Source organism: Paenibacillus sp. M2, assembly GCF_046713495.1.
GTDB lineage: Bacteria > Bacillota > Bacilli > Paenibacillales > Paenibacillaceae > Paenibacillus > Paenibacillus amylolyticus_B.
The window spans coordinates 5964619-5986003 of sequence record NZ_CP169648.1 but is presented as its reverse complement, the minus strand read 5'-3'; the positions used below and the strand labels follow the sequence as shown (position 1 = coordinate 5986003).

Annotated in this window: 13 protein-coding genes; 12 read left to right on the top strand and 1 reads right to left on the bottom strand. The window is 49.9% G+C overall.

Annotated features, from left to right (window positions below; all coding sequences use genetic code 11):
* Positions 1-244 precede the first annotated feature (244 nt).
* Complete coding sequence (locus tag ACETMN_RS27425) at positions 245-5440, top strand: WIAG-tail domain (protein ID WP_091020864.1); 5196 nt, start codon at positions 245-247, stop codon at positions 5438-5440.
* A 170-nt stretch (positions 5441-5610) separates the two neighbouring features.
* On the opposite strand, the gene ACETMN_RS27420 is transcribed toward ACETMN_RS27425, so the two are convergent.
* Complete coding sequence (locus ACETMN_RS27420) at positions 5611-7176, bottom strand: M4 family metallopeptidase (RefSeq protein WP_091020865.1); 1566 nt, start codon at positions 7174-7176, stop codon at positions 5611-5613.
* Positions 7177-7944: 768 nt separating this feature from the next.
* Between ACETMN_RS27420 and ACETMN_RS27415 the strand changes: the two genes are divergently transcribed.
* The 11 genes from ACETMN_RS27415 to ACETMN_RS27365 all read left to right on the top strand — a co-directional run bounded on the left by ACETMN_RS27415 (position 7945) and on the right by ACETMN_RS27365 (position 21354).
* Positions 7945-8901 carry a glycosyltransferase family 2 protein gene (locus ACETMN_RS27415; RefSeq protein ID WP_091020866.1) on the top strand — a complete coding sequence of 319 codons (957 nt, stop codon included), beginning with the start codon at positions 7945-7947 and terminating at the stop codon, positions 8899-8901.
* A gap of 2 nt (positions 8902-8903) precedes the next feature.
* Positions 8904-10055 carry a glycosyltransferase family A protein gene (locus ACETMN_RS27410; RefSeq protein ID WP_411735404.1) on the top strand — a complete coding sequence of 384 codons (1152 nt, stop codon included), beginning with the start codon at positions 8904-8906 and terminating at the stop codon, positions 10053-10055.
* Positions 10055-10828, top strand: coding sequence for a glycosyltransferase family 2 protein (locus ACETMN_RS27405; RefSeq protein ID WP_047841258.1), 774 nt, complete (start codon positions 10055-10057; stop codon positions 10826-10828). Before ACETMN_RS27410 ends, ACETMN_RS27405 begins: the two co-directional genes overlap by 1 nt.
* Positions 10825-11556 (top strand): sugar phosphate nucleotidyltransferase, encoded by a 732-nt coding sequence (locus tag ACETMN_RS27400; protein ID WP_074096322.1) that lies wholly within the window; start codon positions 10825-10827, stop codon positions 11554-11556. The genes ACETMN_RS27405 and ACETMN_RS27400 overlap by 4 nt, the downstream gene beginning before the upstream one ends.
* A gap of 899 nt (positions 11557-12455) precedes the next feature.
* Entirely contained in the window at positions 12456-13103 is a 648-nt protein-coding gene (locus ACETMN_RS27395; protein ID WP_256975426.1) for a GT-D fold domain-containing glycosyltransferase, read from the top strand.
* Between the two features lie 66 nt (positions 13104-13169).
* Entirely contained in the window at positions 13170-14894 is a 1725-nt protein-coding gene (locus tag ACETMN_RS27390; protein ID WP_091020867.1) for a glycosyltransferase family 2 protein, read from the top strand.
* Positions 14895-15271: 377 nt separating this feature from the next.
* Complete coding sequence (locus tag ACETMN_RS27385; protein ID WP_091020868.1) at positions 15272-16225, top strand: aminoglycoside phosphotransferase family protein; 954 nt, start codon at positions 15272-15274, stop codon at positions 16223-16225.
* Between the two features lie 217 nt (positions 16226-16442).
* A complete protein-coding gene (locus ACETMN_RS27380) occupies positions 16443-16721 on the top strand; it encodes a glutaredoxin family protein (RefSeq protein WP_036605813.1) in 279 nt (92 codons plus the stop codon).
* Between the two features lie 322 nt (positions 16722-17043).
* The gene (locus tag ACETMN_RS27375; protein ID WP_091020869.1) at positions 17044-18387 is read left to right on the top strand and encodes an LLM class flavin-dependent oxidoreductase; all 1344 of its coding nucleotides are present in this window, start codon (positions 17044-17046) and stop codon (positions 18385-18387) included.
* Between the two features lie 130 nt (positions 18388-18517).
* Positions 18518-20161 carry an ABC transporter substrate-binding protein gene (locus ACETMN_RS27370; protein WP_411735403.1) on the top strand — a complete coding sequence of 548 codons (1644 nt, stop codon included), beginning with the start codon at positions 18518-18520 and terminating at the stop codon, positions 20159-20161.
* 260 nt (positions 20162-20421) lie between these two features.
* Positions 20422-21354: an ABC transporter permease gene (locus tag ACETMN_RS27365; RefSeq protein ID WP_091020871.1), complete on the top strand. Its 933-nt coding sequence runs from the start codon at positions 20422-20424 to the stop codon at positions 21352-21354.
* Positions 21355-21385 lie beyond the last annotated feature (31 nt).

Here is a 21385-nt window from a genome sequence, read left to right as displayed (position 1 = left end):
TTCAGCGAGTTTTCAGACACGACCTAAACATAATATCCTATGACATGACTGGGACGGGGGCGTGGACAGCCGCCTTTCCTCTGCTGCCCTGACACGCCTATTTCCACGAAGATCATCGAACCTTCCTGTCTTGACGCCTGTACATTCGTGCTTTGGAATCCGCAAAAGTCATAAATGAAGTGGCAGATGCCCATATGGAAGCATATGATGCCGGAGACGAACGTTAGAGGAAGGAGCAAGCTGCATGAGTAAAAATGGCAAAAAGAAGGTTCCAACGCCGAAACTGCGGCATGTGAGCCCGAAATTCAAGGAATTGGAACTGACTGATCGCCGGGCAGACAAGATGAACTCAGGTTTCACTGTGAATAGGGAAGAACGCTTGAATACGAATAAAAGGGATTCGAGGGCTGTTCAGGAGTCGGAAGAATTCCTATTTGAATCAACGGAGTTACCTTCTTCAACAAACGAGCTGGAAGAGCTAGAGATCGAAGCCAAAATCAAGACGGAACCCGTAGAGTCTGATAGCAAGGAAGTTGAGACACAAGATAGCTCGGAAAAGCAGATTCAGGTTAGCAGCTTGGCTCCGCTTGCTCTGGAAGAAGAGCAGGACATCAACAAACAGGAGATAACAAGCAAGGACCGGCTGCAGATCCTGAACCAAAACCAGATGCCGGGTCATACCGGACACTACATCTACACGGACGACTTGAGTGAATTTGCTGTTACGGAGAGCAAGTTGGCTCCTTTCTCTGTGGATGCCTCCAAGCTGAAACCGGATGCGGTTGGCAGTGAAGCATTGCAGGATTATGCGGTGACCAGCATTCACATTGCTGACGGGGCCATTGTTTCGGCGAAACTTGCGGAAGCCTCTGTATCTGAGGAGCACCTGATTGACGGCTCTGTGTCTGGTCATAAAATACGAAATGCTTCTATTGCCGGTGAGAAAATCAGAGATGGCAGTATTACTTCTCAGAAGCTTGGCAACCAGGTCATCGATTCGGCCAAAATTGCCGACGGCTCCATCGGCACAAGACATCTCAGCCGCATGCTGGTAACGGAAGAATTAATCAAGAATCATGCCGTAACTGGAGACAAGATTGCGATTAGCGGGGTGGATACAAGACATCTCACGGGTGGAGCTGTGAATACCTCCAAACTGGCTGACGATGCAGTGACTACATCCAAAATTCGGGAAGCCGCTGTCACAGGCAGCAAAATCGACGAACTATCCATCGAGTCTCACCATATTCAGGCAGGTGCTGTTAAACAGACACATCTGGCTGAAGGGTCTATCGGTCGTTCACAACTATTAAGTGGCAGTATTGGAAGTGACCAGATAGAGGATGGATCCATACAAACAAGACATTTAGCTGAGGGTTCACTAAGTGGAAGACATCTCCTGGACGGTTCAATCGGATCAAATCAGATTCGCGCTCATTCCGTTGGCAAGGAGCAGATAGGCAATGGAGAAGTGGGCAGTGAGCATTTGATGGAAGGTGCAGTAACCAGCAGCAAACTGGCAGACCAGTCTGTGGGAACAGCAAAATTGCTGGAGCAATCCATTACGGCATCCAAGATTTCTGATCAGAGCGTCATTTCTTCCAAAATTGCGGATGAAGCCGTACAGGGTAAACATCTTGCCAAAGGGTCCATTCGTGCGGAACACATTGCGAATCGGGGAATCACACCGGTACATGTGGACAATTCCGCAATTCACTCCATTCACATTGCAAGTGGAAGCATCGAGGCAACTCATCTATCTGCCGGAAGTGTGTCCGGAGACGCTCTTGCAGACGATGTGGTGTGTGAGCGGCATCTTGCAGAGTCGGCCGTGGGTACGTATGAATTACAGGATGCGGCCGTTACAGACGTTAAACTCGCGGATGGAAGTGTGACAACAGAAAAGCTTGGAACGGCATCGGTAAGTAGCAGAGCGCTTGCCCCGGGAAGTGTTATATCCTCGCATCTTGCGAGTGGTGGAGTCACGGGTACACATCTGGCTCCAGGCAGCGTGGGTTCCGAGGCGCTGAGACCTTATGCAGTGAAATCGGAACACCTGACAGAACATGCGGTAGGTGTACCTCATCTCCAGCCGGGCAGTGTTGAAACGGCTGCGATTGCACGGGCTGCGGTCACAACTGACAAATTGGCTCTTGATAGTGTAACTTCAGCCCAGCTGGCGGGCGGGTCCATTTTTCCGCCTCATCTAACAGATCATGCGGTTACCTCCCCCAAGCTCTCGCCAGAGAGTGTTGCAACAGATAAACTGGCGGATTTTGCTGTCACGTCAGCTAAACTGGCAGACGGCAGCGTGACTTCTTCCAAGATTATGGCAGAGAGCATTAACGCCAAACATATTCCAGCAGGAACCATTCGTGGGTATCACCTGAAGCAGCATTCCGTTTCACTGGAACATTTGTCGGAAGAAATACGCTCACCGGAATTATTTGCTGATGGCAGTATTACCGGCAACAAACTTCGGCATGGCTCCATAAGTGCGGACCATTTGACAGCAGACTCGGTATCCGGGACAGAACTGCAACAGGCTGCTGTAGGTAGCGAGCACTTGCAGCCATCCGTTGTACAATCCGTCCATCTGGCTGAAGGCAGCGTGAAATCTGACCATTTGGGGACTCAAGTAGTGAGCTCACAGCATCTGAAGGCAGACATCATTCATGAGGAGCATATTGCTGAACAGGTGGTCACATCGCATCACTTGGCACCCGGATCTGTCGAAACAGACCATCTGGCACCTTTATCCATTACAGCGGCTCACCTTCAGCCAGGTTTGATCAGTGGTTTGCATCTTCAGGCAGAGTCGACAAGTGCTGTTCACCTGCAGCAAGGAGCTGTGCATTCCCGTCATATTCAAGATGGTGAAATTCTTCCTCATCATATCCATGAACGCAGCATCGGAACATCTCATCTGGAAGAAGAAGCGGTAAGTACGATTATTTTGCAGGATGAATCTGTAACACGCTCCAAACTAGCAACGGGTAGTGTGGATGGCAGCAAATTAGCTGCAGGAACCGTATCGGCTACTCACCTTGCCAATGAAAGTGTGCAAACCCGTCATATCCAAGAAGGCGCAATCCTTGCTGATCATATTCAAGAGTGTAGTATTGGCGCAGTTCATCTGGATGAGGAGTCTGTAAGTGCAGTTCATTTGCAAAATGGATCTGTAACAAGTGCCAAACTGGCGGATGGCAGTATAAACGGCAGCAAATTGCTTGAAGGAACCGTATCGGGGATTCATATTGCGTCAGAAAGTGTGCAACCCGGGCATATCCAGGCTGGGGCCATTCATGCTGACCATATTCAGGAGCGGAGCATCGGCACAACCCATCTGGAGGAGGAAGCCGTAAGTGCGATTCACCTGCAAAATGGGTCTGTCATCAGTGCCAAACTGGCTGACGGCAGTGTAACCGGCAGCAAGTTGATCGAAGATGCGGTGTCGGGAATCCATATCGCTTCTGAAAGTGTGCAATCCCGCCATATCCAGTCAGGAGTAATCCTTGCTGACCATATTCAGGAGCACAGCATCGGCATGCTTCACTTGGAACAGGAAGCAGTAAGTGCCATCCATCTGCAAAATGGGTCTGTAACAAGTACCAAGTTGGCCGACGGCAGTGTAAACGGCAGCAAGTTGCTTGAAGGAGCAGTATCAGATATCCACATTGCAGACGATAGTGTGCAATCCAGTAAGATTCAAGCAGGAGCCATTCATGCTGATCATATTCAAGAGCGGAGCATCGGCACAGCACATTTGGAAGAGGAGTCTGTAAGTGCCATTCATTTGCAAAATGGAGCTGTAACGAGTGCCAAACTGGCGGATGGCAGTATAACTGGCAGCAAGTTACTCGAAGGTACGGTATCCGGGATTCATATCGCATCGGAAAGTGTGCAATCCGGGCATATTCAGGCAGGAGCTATTCATGCTGGTCATATTCAGGAGCGAAGCATAGGCACAGCCCATCTGGAAGAGGAAGCGGTAAGTGCGGTTCATCTGCAAAATGGGTCCGTAACAAGTGCCAAATTGGCTGACAGTAGCATTAGCGGCAGCAAATTGCTCGAAGATACTGTATTGGGGAGCCATATCGCGTCGGAAAGTGTGCAAACTCGCCATATCCAGTCAGGAGCGATCCTTGCTGATCATATTCAGGAGCATAGCATTGGTACGTCCCATCTGGAGGAGGAAGCAATAAGTGCGGTTCATCTGCAAAGTGAATCCGTAACGAGTGCCAAACTGGCGGATGGCAGTGTGAGCAGCGACAAACTGCTTGACGATGCGGTGTTGGATGTCCATATTGCCAATGGAAGTGTGCAATCCCGTCATATCCAAGAGAGAGCCATACATGCTGACCATATTCAAGAGCGAAGCATTGGGATCTCCCACCTCAAAGCGGAATCGGTAAGTTCGATTCACCTGCACAATGGTTCCATAACAAGTGCCAAAATGGCTGACGGCAGTGTAAATGGTAATAAATTGCTTGAAGGTGCGGTATCGGCTATCCACATAGCAGACAAAAGTGTGCAAACTCGTCATATTCAGGAGGGAACCATTCTTGCTGATCATATTCAAGAACGCAGTATTCGCACAACTCATCTGGAAGAGGAATCAGTAAGCGGGGTTCATCTGCAAAATGGGTCCGTCACCAGTGCCAAATTGGCCGATGGCAGCGTGAACGGCAGCAAACTTAGTGAGCAGAGTATTACCTCTAATCACTTGAATGCGGGGATTGTAGGTCCAGCACATTTGAGCGAAGAGATATGGAATGCGATTCGTCAGTTCAGTGGAGAAACGTTGGAGCAACTGGCAGCGATCAAAAGACAAGAGGGATTGCTTCAACCAGAAAATGAAGGTGTACAGCAATCACAGCAGGTAATCGTCGAGGCATTACCGAGTACTGGTCTGGAGCAACAACAAGAGCTGGTATCCCAAACAGATCAGCTTGGCGAACTACCGGCAGCTTTGTTCACGACAGAGCCGGCAGAACAGGCTCAGCAACCACAGCTTGAACAGTCACAGGAGTTCGCTGGAACTACGGAGTTTATGTTAAGTGAACAATCGATTAAACAGGAGCATCTCTGTGATGATGCCGTGGGCAGCAGCCAGTTGCAATCAGGGGCAGTTCAAGCCAAACATCTGGCCTTCCAGCCCGTTCGCAGCGTAAGCAAACAACCAGTTGTACAACAATTCGGGATGGAAGCTTTTGTACTGCCGGAGAGTGAAGTATGCACAGAGGTAACCGTTGTTTTTGAAGAATCATTTGCTTCAGAACATTATGTGATTGTGGGCATGAGCAATGATCGGGGATTCCAGATTTCCTTGCTCTCGCAGAGTGAGGATGAAGCGGTACTTGAAGTGTCACGTACAGCAGATTGCAAGCATACGTACGGGTTGTTATCATGGATTGCTGCGGGACCTTCGCAAGGATAGTGCAGGATTGAATCCGTAATAAATAAATGATAAAAGCGGTGTCCAGAGTTGTCCGGGACACCGCTTTTGGTTGATCTAAGCTTAATCCGTTCGGACGGTGAGGGGTGTCTGAACGTTTTGTTACCATTATGATGAGTACATTATAAGTTCAACCACATTAAAATTAGATTTTACAGGCCTACAGCTTGATACGCTTTGGTAATAGCAGTAGCTTCAGCGGAAGTTGCTCCGTACAGATCTTTGGCTGCTTGAATGGTAGCTGTTTTGGCAGCGGCAAATTTGGACGTTGGTGTCAGGTAGTTCACCAGTGTGCTGTAGAAAATCTGGATCGCTTTATCCCGGCCGATTCCGGTGACAGTCACACCATTATGTGTTCCGCCTTGAGCAGCAAGGTAGTAAGCTTTGTTGATGATACCACTGTTGGTATGGACACCGCCGTTGTCCTGTGTGCCTGTGTAGCGATCGCTGTATTTGTCAGGTTGACCATACAATGTGGGGTTGGAGAGGGAGCGCAGCGCATCTCCTGGAATGTTAGGTGTGTAGATATCATCCCCGAGCAGCCAGTTTTTGCTTTGGATCGTATTACCAAAAATATCGGCAAAGGCTTCGTTGAGTGCACCTGGTTCATTACGATATTCCAGATTGGCTGTGTACTCAATGACACCATGCGTCAATTCATGACCCACAACATCGAGGTCACCAGACAGGGATCGGAACGTCGTTCCGTCTCCGTCACCAAAGACAATCTGTGCCCCGTTCCAGAAGGCGTTATTGTAGTTGGAGCCGTAGTGAACGGTTGATCTGATCAACAATCCGTTACCATTAATACCGTTACGGTTGAATTTGTTTTTGTAGAAATCATACGTAGCAGCCGCATGAGCGTGAGCATCTACACCTGCACGATCAGTCCATACATTATCCGAATCTGTGAGCAAGCTACCAGGCAGTGAGGAGCCATTGTTTGCCGTGTACGTTTGGATGCCATTGCCGCGAGTGGTGTCTTTCAGTTGGAAGGTGCTGCCGGATTGGGTGGTTGTCAGGGTTTTGGTATCTCCAAGCACACCTGTACCTGTTCCAGTGGCAAAGTTAATGAGGTCAAACTGGGATACGATACTGCCATCCACTGCGTTAATGAAATATTTGGTCCGTAGAGGGGCAGGTTCCAGTACGTTTACTTCCGTAATGTAAACCAGATACGTCTGACCATCTTCTTCATGATGGTAGATGTTCAATTCAGCTTGAGGCGTGATTTCCGCGGCGCCAAGCTCTCCAATCCGGGAGGTTGCTTCTTCGGTTGCAATACGGATCGCGTCTTCTCCGCTGATCTCGGCTACACCATCATTCGGAATGGCCTGCTCTTCAATCGGTGGAAGATCGCCAAGTGCGGAGCTCACGGCTCCGGTTTTGTCCAGGTGGACCGTCTGTTCTGCACCATAAACCGGGATACCTTTAATATACTGTTTCAGGCGGAAGTGTCTTACGCCAGATGTATCTGTGTTTCTTTTGACAATTTTGAGCTGGGATTTCACATCGGAATTCAGGAATTGTTCCTGCTGTCCAAGGTAATTAAAGATGGTGTCATCTGTTCCACTGTTCAATGGAATACCCTCCTCAGAGGCATAAGGGGCCTGAAGTGGAATGGATTGATCAGACACTGGAGCTGCAGCAGCAGAGGATACGGAAGCGAGCAAAAGAGCTCCTCCAAGAATTGTTGGCATAACTTTGGCGAATTTCATAGTAAACTCTCCCATTCTTAAACTTATTTTTTTGGTTGGAAAATGTTTATGCCAGTCTCGGTTGGAATTCCGTCTGCAACTTGGGCAGCGCGGAGCGTGGGGCTGAACCTGAAGCGTGGAATAAGACAAGAAACGATTGGAACAAAATCGGCTTGGCCTTAGCTCGGGAAGTGTTAAGCACGACACCAAACAAAAAGGATAACCGTTTATTCAGTTCAGCCCGAAGGTTTAATCGTCTATTGTGTTCCTCTTTCAGAAAGCCGGGGGTTGTCCAATTGCGCAGGTAGAAGATACGTACGGAAAACTGGGGTGTTCAATCCGGGTTTGCGTAAATGACAAAGGCAGTGTGTTCTGAACGGCATCACTCCTCTCAAGAGTAAAATGTATCTGCTTAACAGGTTCTGTGAATGAGGTCATCATCTAATCAACCTAAGGTCAATAAATTGATTTAAAAAAAGTAGGGGAACTTATGTTCACCACAAGGTTATTTTTGTAAATAAAACTGCTTGGAACGTATATTATCACAATGTAAAACTTTGGAAAAGATACAAATTTAGATTTTTGTTAAAATTGTGTCTGAAGTAGGGGAGAGGTAGCGTTTTTCACATAATTTGACGTATTTTGTCTAAAAGCAAGGCCTGTACCCTCGTGTTCACAGGGAGAACCTGCTTCGTGCAAGGACAAACGCCGTTTCCACTGCTCCACGAATACATAGAATAACGTGTACTCCCTTGGCATGCCGATGATCGAATGCGGGAGGTGAAACTGTTGCGCAAAAACCGTACCAAAGCACGTTATGCAACCCGATCCAATGTGACACGAAGAAAAACAGTGCTGAAGAAACGAAGATGGAAGTCTGGACAAAAAAAGGGTACAAAGGCCTATACGTTCGTTATTCCATCCAAACAGCTGATGTCACAGGCCAAGGATGGAGTAGAGAATGGAACGGAAAATGGCATGAGTGATGCTCCTTTACACAGAGATGTTTCTCAGCGACCGATGCTCTCGGTCATTATCCCTGCCATGAATGAGGAGAAAAGGATTGGTGCAGTTGTACGTGAAGCGCTGCGGATATGCCGTGATGCTGAAGTGCTTGTCGTTGTGAATGGTTCAACAGACGGTACGGCTAATGCAGCCAAACGGGCTGGAGCACGCGTGCTCACGTATGCCGAAGCGCTGGGGCATGATGGAGGACGAAAAGTAGGTGCAGCGGAGGCGCGCGGTCAGGTATTGTTATTTACTGATGCAGATATCGCAATTCCCGCAGAGCACCTTGCACCTTACGTGAAGGCTGTGCTGAAGGGAACGGATGTAGCGCTTAACGACTACCATGGGCCAGTCACTCATCATCCCGTTCATCCGGTAGTGGAGGCCAAACACATGTTGAACAGCATACTCGAAAGATCCGATCTCCGGGGAGCATCCATGACAGCTATTCCACATGCAATAAGCCGAGCAGGACTTGAGGTCATGGGGATATCCTCACTGGAAGTTCCGCCACTCGCACAAGCGAAGGCAGTGATCGGCGGACTTCAGGTACGCGCTGTTCATCACGTACCTGTGGGTAGAATGAATGCAGTACGAATCAAAAAGCGAAGCGGACCTGATCTGCTAAGTCAAGTGGTACTCAATGATCATATGGCAGCGATCAAGTGGATAACGGATACGCTCGGTCCCCGGGGAGGTTATACCGATCTGCAACGTGTTCGCAACCTGGCGAGGTAAGCATGTCGCATCGGATGATGCAGCATGCTGGAGGTGAGGAAATGAAGGGACGTTCAGGGGTTGTCCGCCGCAGGCGGTCAACAAATAGACAAACGACAGCAGGAAGAACAGGAACGAACAAGCGTCTTAGGAACAAAAAACATGTAGATATTAAAAAAACAAGAAGAAGCCGATCAAAGTCTGGCCAAGTAGATCTGCACTTGATGTGGAAAGCGGGGCAAGTTGCAGGAAGCGAGGCAAAGACGAACAACACAGTATCAGAAAAACACGCACGTCTCGTATGGAATGCACACGCGGCGAACGTTGCGGAGCTAAGCAACTTCGAGCTAGTCCTGAAAGCAGGTAAGGCATTTATGCAAGGTTATGCTCAGGCCTCGGGACATTCATTCCAGATCGTGCCGCTACCTCTTCGTCATTCGGCTGCTGCCGTTGTCTGTGCCTGTAATGAGGAACACACACTGGGGCAGGTGCTAGTGCAACTAAAGCGATTGCCTCTGACGGATATTATTGTAGTACTGAATGGAACGACAGATGACAGTTTGAAACAGGTACTGAAGCAGCCTGGACTTACAGTAGTCTACGAACCGGATCGGGCAGGACATGATGTTGGGCGTGCACTTGGAGCCAAGATGACGGACGCGGAGTCGGTACTCTTTGTGGATGGAGATATGGTCGTCTCGGCTGAAGAGCTTGCACCATTTCTGTATGCAGTTGATCGCGGACAGGATGTAGCGTTGAATAATCTGACGTCTTTGCTCCCTGCGTTTGCAGGGCAGGATGAGGTAAGCCGGATCAAAGCATATCTGAACCGAACATTAGGCAGGGCAGATCTTGGTTCCAACTCCATGACAGCCGTGCCTCATGCATTATCTCGTCGTATGATTGAGACCGTGAAGCCAGCATCACTGGCCGTTCCACCTAAGGCACAAAGTCTAGCTATTCAGCATGGAATGAACGTCTCTGCACCAAGTCAGGTGGATGTTATTCGTTCCAATCGGTTGCGTCCTGGTAACACGGGAAGTGGGAATGATGTCGCCAAATTGATCATCGGAGATCATCTGGAGGCACTGGCTACATTGCTGGGTACAGGTTGGAATCCAGCCCAGGCACATACACTCTCCCGTGTAGAAGTGGCTTACAGGAGGAACGCCTAATGACACTGACGAGTATGATTATCCCAACTTACAATGGTCTGGATCTGATCAGGCCCTGCATTGATGCCATACGTCAATACTCGGGCGATCCTGCGTCATATGAAATTATCGTGGTAGATAACGGTTCGACCGATGGAACGGCTGAATATTGTGCGCTGGAGCGAATTCGATTTGTCAGGTTCCCGGACAATCGGGGGTTTCCGGCAGCGTGTAACGCTGGACTTCGTGCCGCTTGCGGGGATGAGCTGCTGCTGTTGAACAATGATGTTACGGTCACGCCCCGTTGGCTGGAGAACCTGCGAACGGCTCTGTACAGTGACGCAAGTATTGGAATCACGGGTCCTGTTACGAATTATGCAAGCGGCATCCAGCAGATTAAACTGCAGTTTCGGGATATGGAACATTTTCAGGAGTTGGCCAATTCCAATAATGTTGCGGATTCTTCAAGGTGGAGGGAAGTACGCCGGATCGTCGGTCTGTGCATGCTGATGAAACGAGATGTCGTGGAATCGGTTGGACTGCTTGACGAGGCATATTCTCCGGGACACTATGAGGATGACGATTATTGTTATAGAGCAAGATTGCAGGGATATCGCCTGCTGGTATGTGGAGATGTTCTTGTGCATCATCAGGGAAGTGCCAGCTTCCAGAAGACAGATCCGGTAGCGTGGAAACAGCTGCTTGAGCGTAATCGTTCGATTTTTATGAACAAATGGCATGTCGATCCGCTTGAATATATGGACATATCCGATGAAGGAGGGAACGTGGAATGAAAGGTGTAATTCTTGCCGGCGGAACAGGAACTAGACTGTATCCGCTGACCCGGCTCATTAACAAACATCTGCTTCCAGTCGGTAAACATCCGATGATTATGTATGGCATCGACAGACTCCGCCAGGCAGGCATTGATGAACTATTGATTGTGATCAACAAACATTCCGCCGGGTTATATACAGAGTATCTTGGTGGCGGAGCGGATCATGGGGTGAAGTTGACGTATCGCATTCAGGAAAAGGCAGGCGGGATTGCGGAAGCGTTGGATCTGGCGACCACTTTTATTCTTCCTGGCGAAAAATTCGTTGTGCTTCTCGGAGATAATCTCTTCAGCGATGATCTGAAGCCTTATGTGGACCGTTACATGCAGCAACCTGCGGGTACAGCGCGAGTTCTGCTCAAAGAGGTGGATGATGCACGACGTTACGGGGTGCCTGTTTTTGATCCAAAGCATCCAGAGCGAATCTCGTACATTGAGGAGAAGCCAAGCCAGCCGAAAACCTCTTATTGTGTGACGGGCATATACATGTATGACGATCATGTATTTAACCTGATTCGCAACATTGCGCCGTCTGCGCGTGGAGAACTTGAAATTACGGATGTGAATAATCACTATGCGTCTGCTGGCGGGCTGGAATACGACATTTTGCAGAAATACTGGAGTGATGCAGGTACATTTGAATCGCTCCAGGAAGCAGCTGTCCGCATGAAAGGACAATTGCCCTAAAATATATGCGACTGATGCTGCCGCTGTGCGGTGCCCCATGGGAGCAGAACACTCTGCGCCGGAGCTGGAAGGATGCTCCGGCGCTTTGCGCAGCGACAATCCTCGTGCATGCCAAAGGAGGGAATGGCGTGAGAGTAGTGACACGCACCGGGGCCGCTAGGGCCTCCGTGTCGGGTAAGCCCCGGGGCATCCACCCGGCCGTATTTATGGGCAGTGGCACTTCGGTAGCAGCAGGTACAGGGTCTGCTGGAGTCAGAGGTGTGAAGTCAGGGAAACGCAGTACCCTGACCAAAGCGGGTACATCTGCAGGCGCAGCGCATAAGGCTGCTGCAAGGAAAGCGAGCAGCACAGGCAGTGTTGTTGGCAGAGCAGGCAAAGCTGGCTCTGCGAGTGCGAGCAGAGCGGCAAGAGCCAGCCGCACCCGCAAAGGCAAAGCCGGCCTGCGCCAGGCCACTGCTGGGCGCAGGCCTGCAACAGCGCGGGGCCGGCGTGCCGCTGCCCGCGCCAAGCAGCGCACGGCGATGCGCCGTGCGCCCATGCCAGCACCGCAAGCCAGCACGCCACGGGCGATGCCTGCCAGCGGTGCTGGCCCCGCCCCGCGCCAGGCGACACACCCGAAGGGTGTCGCCCCCGCGGGGCGGGGAGGCGCTGCCGGCGCGAATGCGGGCAGCGCCAAGGGCTTGCCGCCTCCGCCCGCGGAGCACGCAGTGCAGGCGGAGGCCGTGCCCGGCGGCTACGCCGAGGGCTACCGCGACGGCGTATTCGCCGGCGGGGAGGCGCTGGTGGCGCAGCACATCCCGCCGGATCACATTCTGCCAGCCGTGGCTGCGGCAGATCTGATCGCGGCGGGATTCCGCCAATATGCGCCCAGCCTGGCCCGGCTGTCCAGCCCTCATGAGATGGCTGGACACATCACGGCGGCGCTGGATGCACAGCGCCCCTTGTCTGTCGTTCGCCTCGGAGATGGCGAACTGCTCACGCTGGCAGCCGATACGGTGCTGCCAGGCCAGGAAGTGCAGGAGCTGGCACCGTTTCTGCCCTATGCGGGGGTGCCATGCTCAACGCCAGACATCCGCGCGATGCTTGCGGAAGCCATACAGGCCGCCGACTGGGTTGGCGTGCCGATCTCGCGGGCGCCGACATTCCAGGGGCTGTTATTTCCGGTATTGCGCCACTTCGGGATCGACTGGTCCCAGCTGAAATTGACCAGTTCCACGATCAATTACAGTCTGCATCAGTCCGGCCTGGTGTTGCCCTTGCTGCAAGGACGGCGGGTTCTGCTCATAGGCAGCCAGGCACCAGAGCTTGCGGCATTGCTGCATAACCGGGGAATTCATGTCACAGGTATCATTGGTTCTGTGGCGGGAGTTATGGATATTCAGAGGGTGATGCAGCAAACCGCAGAACATGCTTTTGATATCGCATTGGTGGCAGCGGGAATTCCGGCGGTCATTCTGTGTCGGCGAATTGCAGGTGAACTCGGCAAGGTCGCTCTGGATTTTGGACATTTGGCTGACAAACTGGTAACAGGAGAGCTTCAACTCTAGTGGACCGTCCGGGGGCTGGACATGTGCGTGTTGGCCTCACGGACAAGTGGAAATGGAGGGAGCAACATGAGCACACCCGATCAACAGCGCGGGGAAGAACGTCATAGCCGCAGCGACAAGGTTAAGGCTCGAAACGTCCGTCGAAAGGGTCACAGTCATCACAACATCACACCAAATATCAGCACTCGTAGTGACAACAGCCACAGTGAAAATAACCGGAATGGCAGCATAAGCAGCGGAAAAAAAGCGGCCCGCCCTGCCACACAGCGCGATGCCTCGCGATCTGCCAAGGCCGTCCTGCATGCAGCAGGTCGTCGCTCAACGCGGCGGAGATCCAGACGTAATGGTAAAAGCAGTCGCACAGCCAGAGCCAGGCTTTACAAACAGGGTTATCGTAGAGGATATGACGAAGGTGTCCACCAGGGACAGAGTTCATTTGGTCTTGTTTTTGAAGGAGTTAGCATCATTATTCCCACGTACAATCAGCGGGAGTATGTGCTGCAATGTGTGTCCAGTATCGAAAAGCATACCCCTGCCCCCTACGAAATCATTGTTGTGGATAATGCCTCCAAGGATGGTACTGCTGAGGCCATGCTCCGCAAAGGCGGTATGGTGAGGGTTGCTGCCCTGGATCAGAACAGGGGGTTTGCCGGAGGTGTCAATCATGGGCTGATGATGGCGAGAGGACGACATATCATTGTACTGAACAACGATACGCTCGTTACTCCGGGCTGGCTGGATAACATGATGACTTGTCTTGCCAGTGATCCGAAGATTGGTGTGGTGGGTCCGGTGACCAACTATATTGGCGGGGATCAGCAGATTGAGGTTCCGTACCGTGAGGTAGAAGAGATGTGGTCTTTTGCCGCCACACATAATCGTCCGGATGCAGACAAACATCGAATAACCAATCGCCTGGTCGGGTTCTGCTGGCTGTTCTCACGGGAGCTGCTGGAACGGGTAGGTTATCTGGACGAAGGATACGCGGTGGGCAATTTCGAAGATGACGATTGGATCATCCGGGTGAAGCTGGCAGGATACCAGCTTGCGGTAGCCGGGGATGCCTTTATCCACCACTTCGGAAGTGTCAGTATGAAAGCCTTGGGTGAGCAAGACTTTGCTGTAGTGAATAAGGATAACGAGCAGTTTTATAGTCAAAAGTGGGGAGATCCCCATGCGCTGGTTGCCGAAACCTCCCGCTTGGCTAGACAACAAACCTCTGGTACCCCATCCGGTCAACAAGAGGATGGTGACACAACCCCAATGGATCCGCGTCAGCGAATCTCAACGCAGGGCAGCCAAGATCCAGCATTACAGTTCAGACACAGTTATGACTTCTACCCGGAAGGTTCGTTCCTGTCCGATGCCAAAGGAGATGTCTATACTTTAACTGGCGGTCGGCGGCGTAAGCTGAACATCCCTGTACCGCGTGGAATATCTCCTGTTCAGGTTGCCAAGCCGGATCTGCTCGCCATTCCTGCCGGAGAAGCACTGATATCAGCGGGGGACGTGCATGGATGGCCGAGGGAATCACAACAGGTGCATACGACAGCGGTTCATGGTTCTCACAATGGCTGGGCAGAAGGAAGTATTGTTGCCGCAGTGGATGCACCCGAGATTCGATATCAGATCAGCGGAGACAAGCGAAGACGATTTGTTTCGGTCTATGCGGCAGAACGTTGGGGTGTACATTCCGGGCATATTATCAGCGTGTCTGCGGACCAACTGAATTCGATGGAAGAAGGCTGGCCCATTATCGCCCCACCTCAGCTCTTGAACCCAGATCTGTAATGTCAGGCGATCTAGTTATACGAATCAGCAGCATGATGCGGAATGGAAAATGTGGCGGTACCCTGTGTAATCGCTCTGATTCATTCCGCATCCGAATATTACATATGAGTTGGTAGCTATATAAGTTGAACTAAAGATTATTTATACTGACACTACGATGACAGAATAACCTTCCAATCGCTGTTATCCCCAGATTTTTTCGATTCCCCGTTCTCAAGGGGAAATCCGGGGGTAGCGTATGCTTCCGAGGCAGCTTTCTTGCAGAAAGCTTGTGGCTTCGCTTTTTCAGGTTTTTTCTGTCCTCTCCGTTATCTTATAAATGATTAGTTCAACTTATATAGACCACTTAAAGTATAGCGATTGAGGGAGGATGCACGGTGAAGAATTCTATAGTTAACCAAGCCGAACAGATTGCCAGTGATTTTTTGCTGGAAAAAGTAACATGCTCACATCATATCGTGGGTAAAGGTTTTGTTAATCAGGTCTGCCTGGTGGAAACGGCAAGTCATAAAGTGATTGTACGGATGAATAATCCAGATACATATCCCACCTTTTTGAAAGAAAAATGGTGCATCGAACGAGCAACAAGTGCCGGTATTCCTGGGCCACAGACATTATCCGTTGGGGTCAACGCTGAACATGCCTATATGATTCAAACGGTTGAGGAAGGGGATAACGGATTGGATACGACAGTGCCCCCGTCCGTGATTTGGAGGAAACTCGGTGAATACACACAACGTATGCAATCCATCCCGGTGGCAGGTTTCGGAAGGGAAATGCACGATCCCGTACAAAACAAATTTTACTCTCCCCCTCATGCAGGATCAGATGGAAGTTGGCAAGGATATGTGCAATACAATATCAATAGTCTGACGGAGCAGGACCCGCTGATCGAGCTTGGTGTGATGACGATGAAGGAATCACAGGTCGTAAGGCAATTATTCGAACAACTGAACATGCAAAATTTCCGCTTTGGCTTATGCCACGGCGATCTCTCTTTGAAGAATACAATCGTAAGTTTGACAGGAGAAATTACCCTTCTGGACTGGGGAAATGCGGAGGTCACCGTCACGCCGTATGGCGATATCACTCAACTCATGCAATGCCAGCTAAGGGGTGAGGGTCCTGACAAGGAAGAATTGAAAGCGTTTTTAGAAGGATATGGGACAAGTACACAAGAGCAAGAGCGTGTACTGAATCAAGCCAGGTATGTGTTGTTATTGAAAGCTTTTGATACCCTGAGGTGGGCCATAGATCGAAGTCCGGATCAGATCGAGTTCTACACTGATTTAGCAAAACAAGCTTTTAACCAGGTTAGGAGGGGCCAATAGCGATTCATTCCTGTAAAATGAGCCATCTTTCAAATTTATAATTTAATCTTTCTATTTGGTTATAGGTTTATTCTATTAGCAGATCCATTGACGCAGGAAGGGCACGGGAGTACATTTAGAGCCATAATTCTTATTTAACAGATGGGAATTGAAGGTCTAGGGCGTTCATATTCAATCGTCCAGATCTTGATCTTAAAAACAATCAGGAGGTATGTCGATGTCATCATCAACCAAAAAAGTCGTGCTGTGGAGCAAAACAGGCTGTCATTTCTGCGGGGAAGTGAAAGCATTTTTGACAGAGCGAAACCAGCCTTTTGAGAACATTGAAGTGCAGGGTAATGACGTGCTGCGTGATGTGCTTGAAGCAAAATATGGCATTCGGCATGTACCCGTTATTGAAGTGGGAGGGGACGGCAAGTTTGAAGCCTTGTTGGAACCTGATCTGGAGAAGCTGGCTGAACTTCTGGCACGAGCGGACGAAGCGGCAGCAGTCTAACGGGAGTTGATATATACCTTTGAAGCAAGCCGTTCCGGCTGCTGCATGATGCAAGATCGCATTTGTACAGCAGCTGGAACGTTCATAAGTTAAGGCTCACTTGGGATGTAAATGGTCTTATTTACATCTCCAATGTTCATATAGAAAAAATCTATTAGTCACGCTGTTGACCCTTTTACGGGGCAGTGATAAGATTTGTGAAATTAAAACAAACCAAACTCATAGGAATAGTTAACTTTTAAGTTATTTCGCATACGTAATCAGTTCAGTTGGCCCTTGATCATTCTTTTAAAGATTCTAATCCAAGGAAGGCGGAGTGCATATGACAGCGAAACGCAGTTTGAAATTTGGAGCCATTATTCATGGGGTTGGAGGAAGCAACACCACATGGAGACACCCGGAGGTTCTTTCGGATGCCAGCGTTAACTTTGGATTCTACAAACGTCAGGCACTGAAAGCGGAGGAAGGCAAGTTCGATCTTGTTTTTATCGCAGACGGTCTGTATATTACCGAGAAATCCATTCCGCATTTCCTGAATCGCTTCGAACCAATCAGTATCCTCTCCGCTTTGGCTGCCGTTACTTCACGCATTGGACTGGTGGGTACCCTCTCGACATCCTATAGTGATCCGTTCACCGTAGCCAGACAGTTCGGTTCCCTGGATCAGATCAGTGATGGCCGTGCAGGCTGGAACGTCGTGACCTCTCCGCTGGAAGGTACAGCGAAAAACTACAGTAAGAGCAACCACCCTACGCATCCGGAACGTTACCGCATTGCTACAGAATATCTGCAGGTAACCAAAGGGTTATGGGACTCGTGGGAAGATGATGCCTTTGTAAGAGACAAAGAGAGCGGTGTATTCTTCGACCCATCCAAGCTGCACACCCTTAATCATGAAGGAGAATTCTTCTCCGTACAAGGTCCGCTCAACATTGCGCGTTCACGGCAAGGACAGCCGGTGATATTCCAGGCGGGTTCTTCGGAAGATGGCAAAAACCTGGCTGCGCAAGAAGCGGATGCTGTCTTTACCGGACACGATACGATTGAAGATGCTCAGGCATTCTATAAGGATGTCAAAACACGGGCCGCTTCCTATGGACGTTCTTCACAGGATATTGTCATTCTGCCAGGTATCAATCCTATTGTTGGACGGACAGAAGAGGAAGCTGAACAGAAATATCAGGAAATCGCAAGCCTGGTCACGATTGACAAAGCATTGGATTACCTGGGCCGTTTCTTCGAACATCATGATTTCTCCCAATATCCGCTGGATGAACCGTTCCCGGAGCTGAACGGAATTGGAAGCAACAGTTTCCGAAGTGGCACGGACAAGATTAAGAAGGATGCCAAGGAGCAAGGATTGACTTTGCGTGAAGTGGCTCTGCGGGCAGCAACACCACGCAGCAAATTTCTGGGCACACCAGAGCAGGTCGCTGACAAAATTCAGGAATGGTTCGAGACGGAAGCGGCAGATGGCTTCATTATTGCTTCCGAACTGCCAAGTGGATTGTCTGATTTTGTAGAACTGGTTGTTCCGATTCTGCAAGAGCGCGGCCTGTATCGTACGGACTATGAACACGATACATTGCGAGGTAACCTTGGGGTGAAAATTCCGGTTAACCGTTATACGGCTGCGAAGAAGCAGGTTGTATCTGATTTGGCATAACTGAGATGAACCCTATTCAATGTACACTACGTTTCGTACTAATTTAAAACCGACTTAACTCATAGGATATATCAAGTATTGGTATAAACATCAATTTAATGACACCTGTATACACAGAGGGGGAAGCGATATGAACAGGTCTATCTCATGGATGAAATATATGGCATTGGCAGCAGTATTGGTAATGGTATTATCCGGTTGCGGAGCAGCGGGAGGCAGCACGAACAGTACGGCACAGGCATCAGGCGGGGGGCAGACCGGGCAAGTCGAAGGAGGCAACCTGAGTTTTGCACTTGCAACTTCACCGGATACGCTGGACCCTCATCGCAGTGGGCTTGCCGTAACGGTGCGTGCCATCCGGACGATCTACGACAATCTGGTCGTGCAGCTGCCTGATGGTTCCATCAAACCTTGGCTTGCCACGGAATGGAGCGTATCCGAGGACGGCAAGAGTTATACGTTCAAGTTGCGTGAAGGCGTGAAGTTCCACGATGGCACACCGTTTAATGCGGAAGCCGTGAAATACAATCTGGACCGGGTGATTGATCCGGCCACCAAAGCTGCCAATTCCCTTGCCCTGATTAGACCCTACAGCTCCTCCGAGGTTATTGATGAATATACGATCAAGGTAAATCTGGAATCACCATCGCAAGCCTTTCTCGGCAATTTGAGCCAGGCACTTCTGGGGATCGTATCCCCTACAGCTGCCAAAAAATATGGCGACCAGTTGGGTAAAAATCCGGTGGGCACAGGTCCGTACACCTTTGTAAAATGGGATGAAAATGCGGACATCGTCGTTGCCAAGAACAAGGATTACAACTGGGGACCTGAGACGGTTGAAAATAAAGCTGCGCCACATGTGGACACGATCACATTCAAGATTGTACCGGAAGAAGCAACGCGCATCGGAAGTGTACAGAGTAGTCAGGTACTCGCTGCCGAGACGGTTCCACCGCAGAATATCGCTGTGTTAAAAAACGATCCGAACCAGCAATTGTTACAGGCCAACACAGTTGGACTGCCGTACACACTCTTTTTCAATCTACGCAAAGCGCCTTGGGATGATGTGAAAGTAAGGCAGGCAGTACAATCCGCTGTAGATGTGGAATCGATTGTCAAAACATTATATCTGGGCAACTACGAACGTGCGTGGTCCGCACTGTCTCCTGGAATCCTGGGTTATGATGCATCGCTGGAAGGTAGCATTAACCCGGACATCAACAAAGCCAATCAGCTGCTTGATGAACAAGGCTGGGTGAAAGGCGCTGACGGTATTCGTGCCAAAGACGGCCAGAAAATGACCCTGCGTTATGTCGATGGTTCGCCCAATCGGGAGAAACGCAATGACATTGCTGCCATTATCCAACAACAGTTGAAACAGGTTGGCATTGCCGTTGAAGTCGAGATTACAAAAGATATCGCAACAGTCATCTATCAGAACTGGGATTATGATCTCTATGGTAACAGTCAGGTCAATTCTGATCCTAATGCCTTGTACGCTTTCTATCATACGAGTGCAGAGGGCGAGCGTCCGACATTGTCCGGTTTGTCTGATCCAAAGATCGATGAACTGTTAGAGCAGGGAGCGGTTGAGACAGATCCCGATAAACGTGTTCAGATCTACAATCAAATCCAGCATTACCTGATTGAGCAAGCGGTAATTCTGCCGATCTATGTATTCCCGTATACCGTCGCAGCATCCAAAAAGGTCGAAGGTATCAAGTTTGATTCATTGGGGTATCCACTCTTTAACGACGTCCGCATTCAGCCCTAACAGAGGTTGTTCAAAAGTCCACTTTTGATTACGAGTCATGCCTAATGGCATAATCAGCATCGAATATGAAATTCAGCCGAAATAAGCGGGAGGCTTACGAAGTATGTTTCCTTTGGAAACATTTTAGTTGCTTACGTTGTTTCCTACGCTCCGCTACTCCATTTCTAGCTTCATTCCATCTTCTCGGTACTGAAAACTGGTCTTTTTGAACACGCACTATAGGAACGGCCAATCCAGATTCAGGAAGGAGATATCCCGGTATGGTTCAAACGATACTGTCACGACTCGCAACATCGCTTCTGGTTATATTCGGAGCTTCGGTGCTGGTGTACTGCATCATGTATCTTCTGCCGGGTGATCCGGTGCTGCTCATGTTGGACCCATCCTCGGCTACCCCGGAGATGATCGAGAATCTGCGGGTTCAGCTAGGACTGGATCAACCGTTTTATATCCAGTTTGCGAACTATTTCGGTGATATGCTGCGTGGGGATTTCGGTAAATCCATGATCAATTCGGATCCGGTATTGCCAAAAATACTAGAACATTTTCCAGCGACACTGGCACTGACCGCACTCAGTTCACTCATTGCCATCACGATTGGAATAACACTTGGTGTACTGTCTGCGATTCATCGCAATGGCGTGATTGATTTCGTCGCCCGGCTCGTTGGACTGTTCGGCATTTCCATGCCAACCTTCTGGACGGGGATTCTGCTCATCCTGTTATTCTCGGTACAGCTTGGCTGGTTCCCGGCGATGGGTTCCGACGGATTCAGCTCACTGGTTCTTCCGGCTGCCACACTGGGTCTCGTGGGTGCAGGATTTATCGTACGGATGGTACGGAACAGCATGCTGGAAGTGATCAATGAACCGTTTATCGTGGCGTTACGGGCCAAAGGACTTTCGGAACGTGCGATCATGTATGGTCATGCACTGCGTAATGCACTTATTCCTGCAGTAACGGTAATCGGCATGCTGATCGGTGATCTGCTTGCGGGAACCGTTGTGGTGGAAACTGTCTTCTCCAGACAAGGAATCGGTCGAATTATTGCCGATGCGCTAATGGCCAAGGATCTTCCCGTGGTGCAAGGTGTGGTTTTCTTTACATCTATCATCTACGTTGTCTTGAACCTGCTGGTGGATATCTCGTATTCGTACATTGATCCACGGGTTCGGCGTGCAGTCCGCACATAATCATGGATGGAACAGTCAGAAGTGTCCTGAC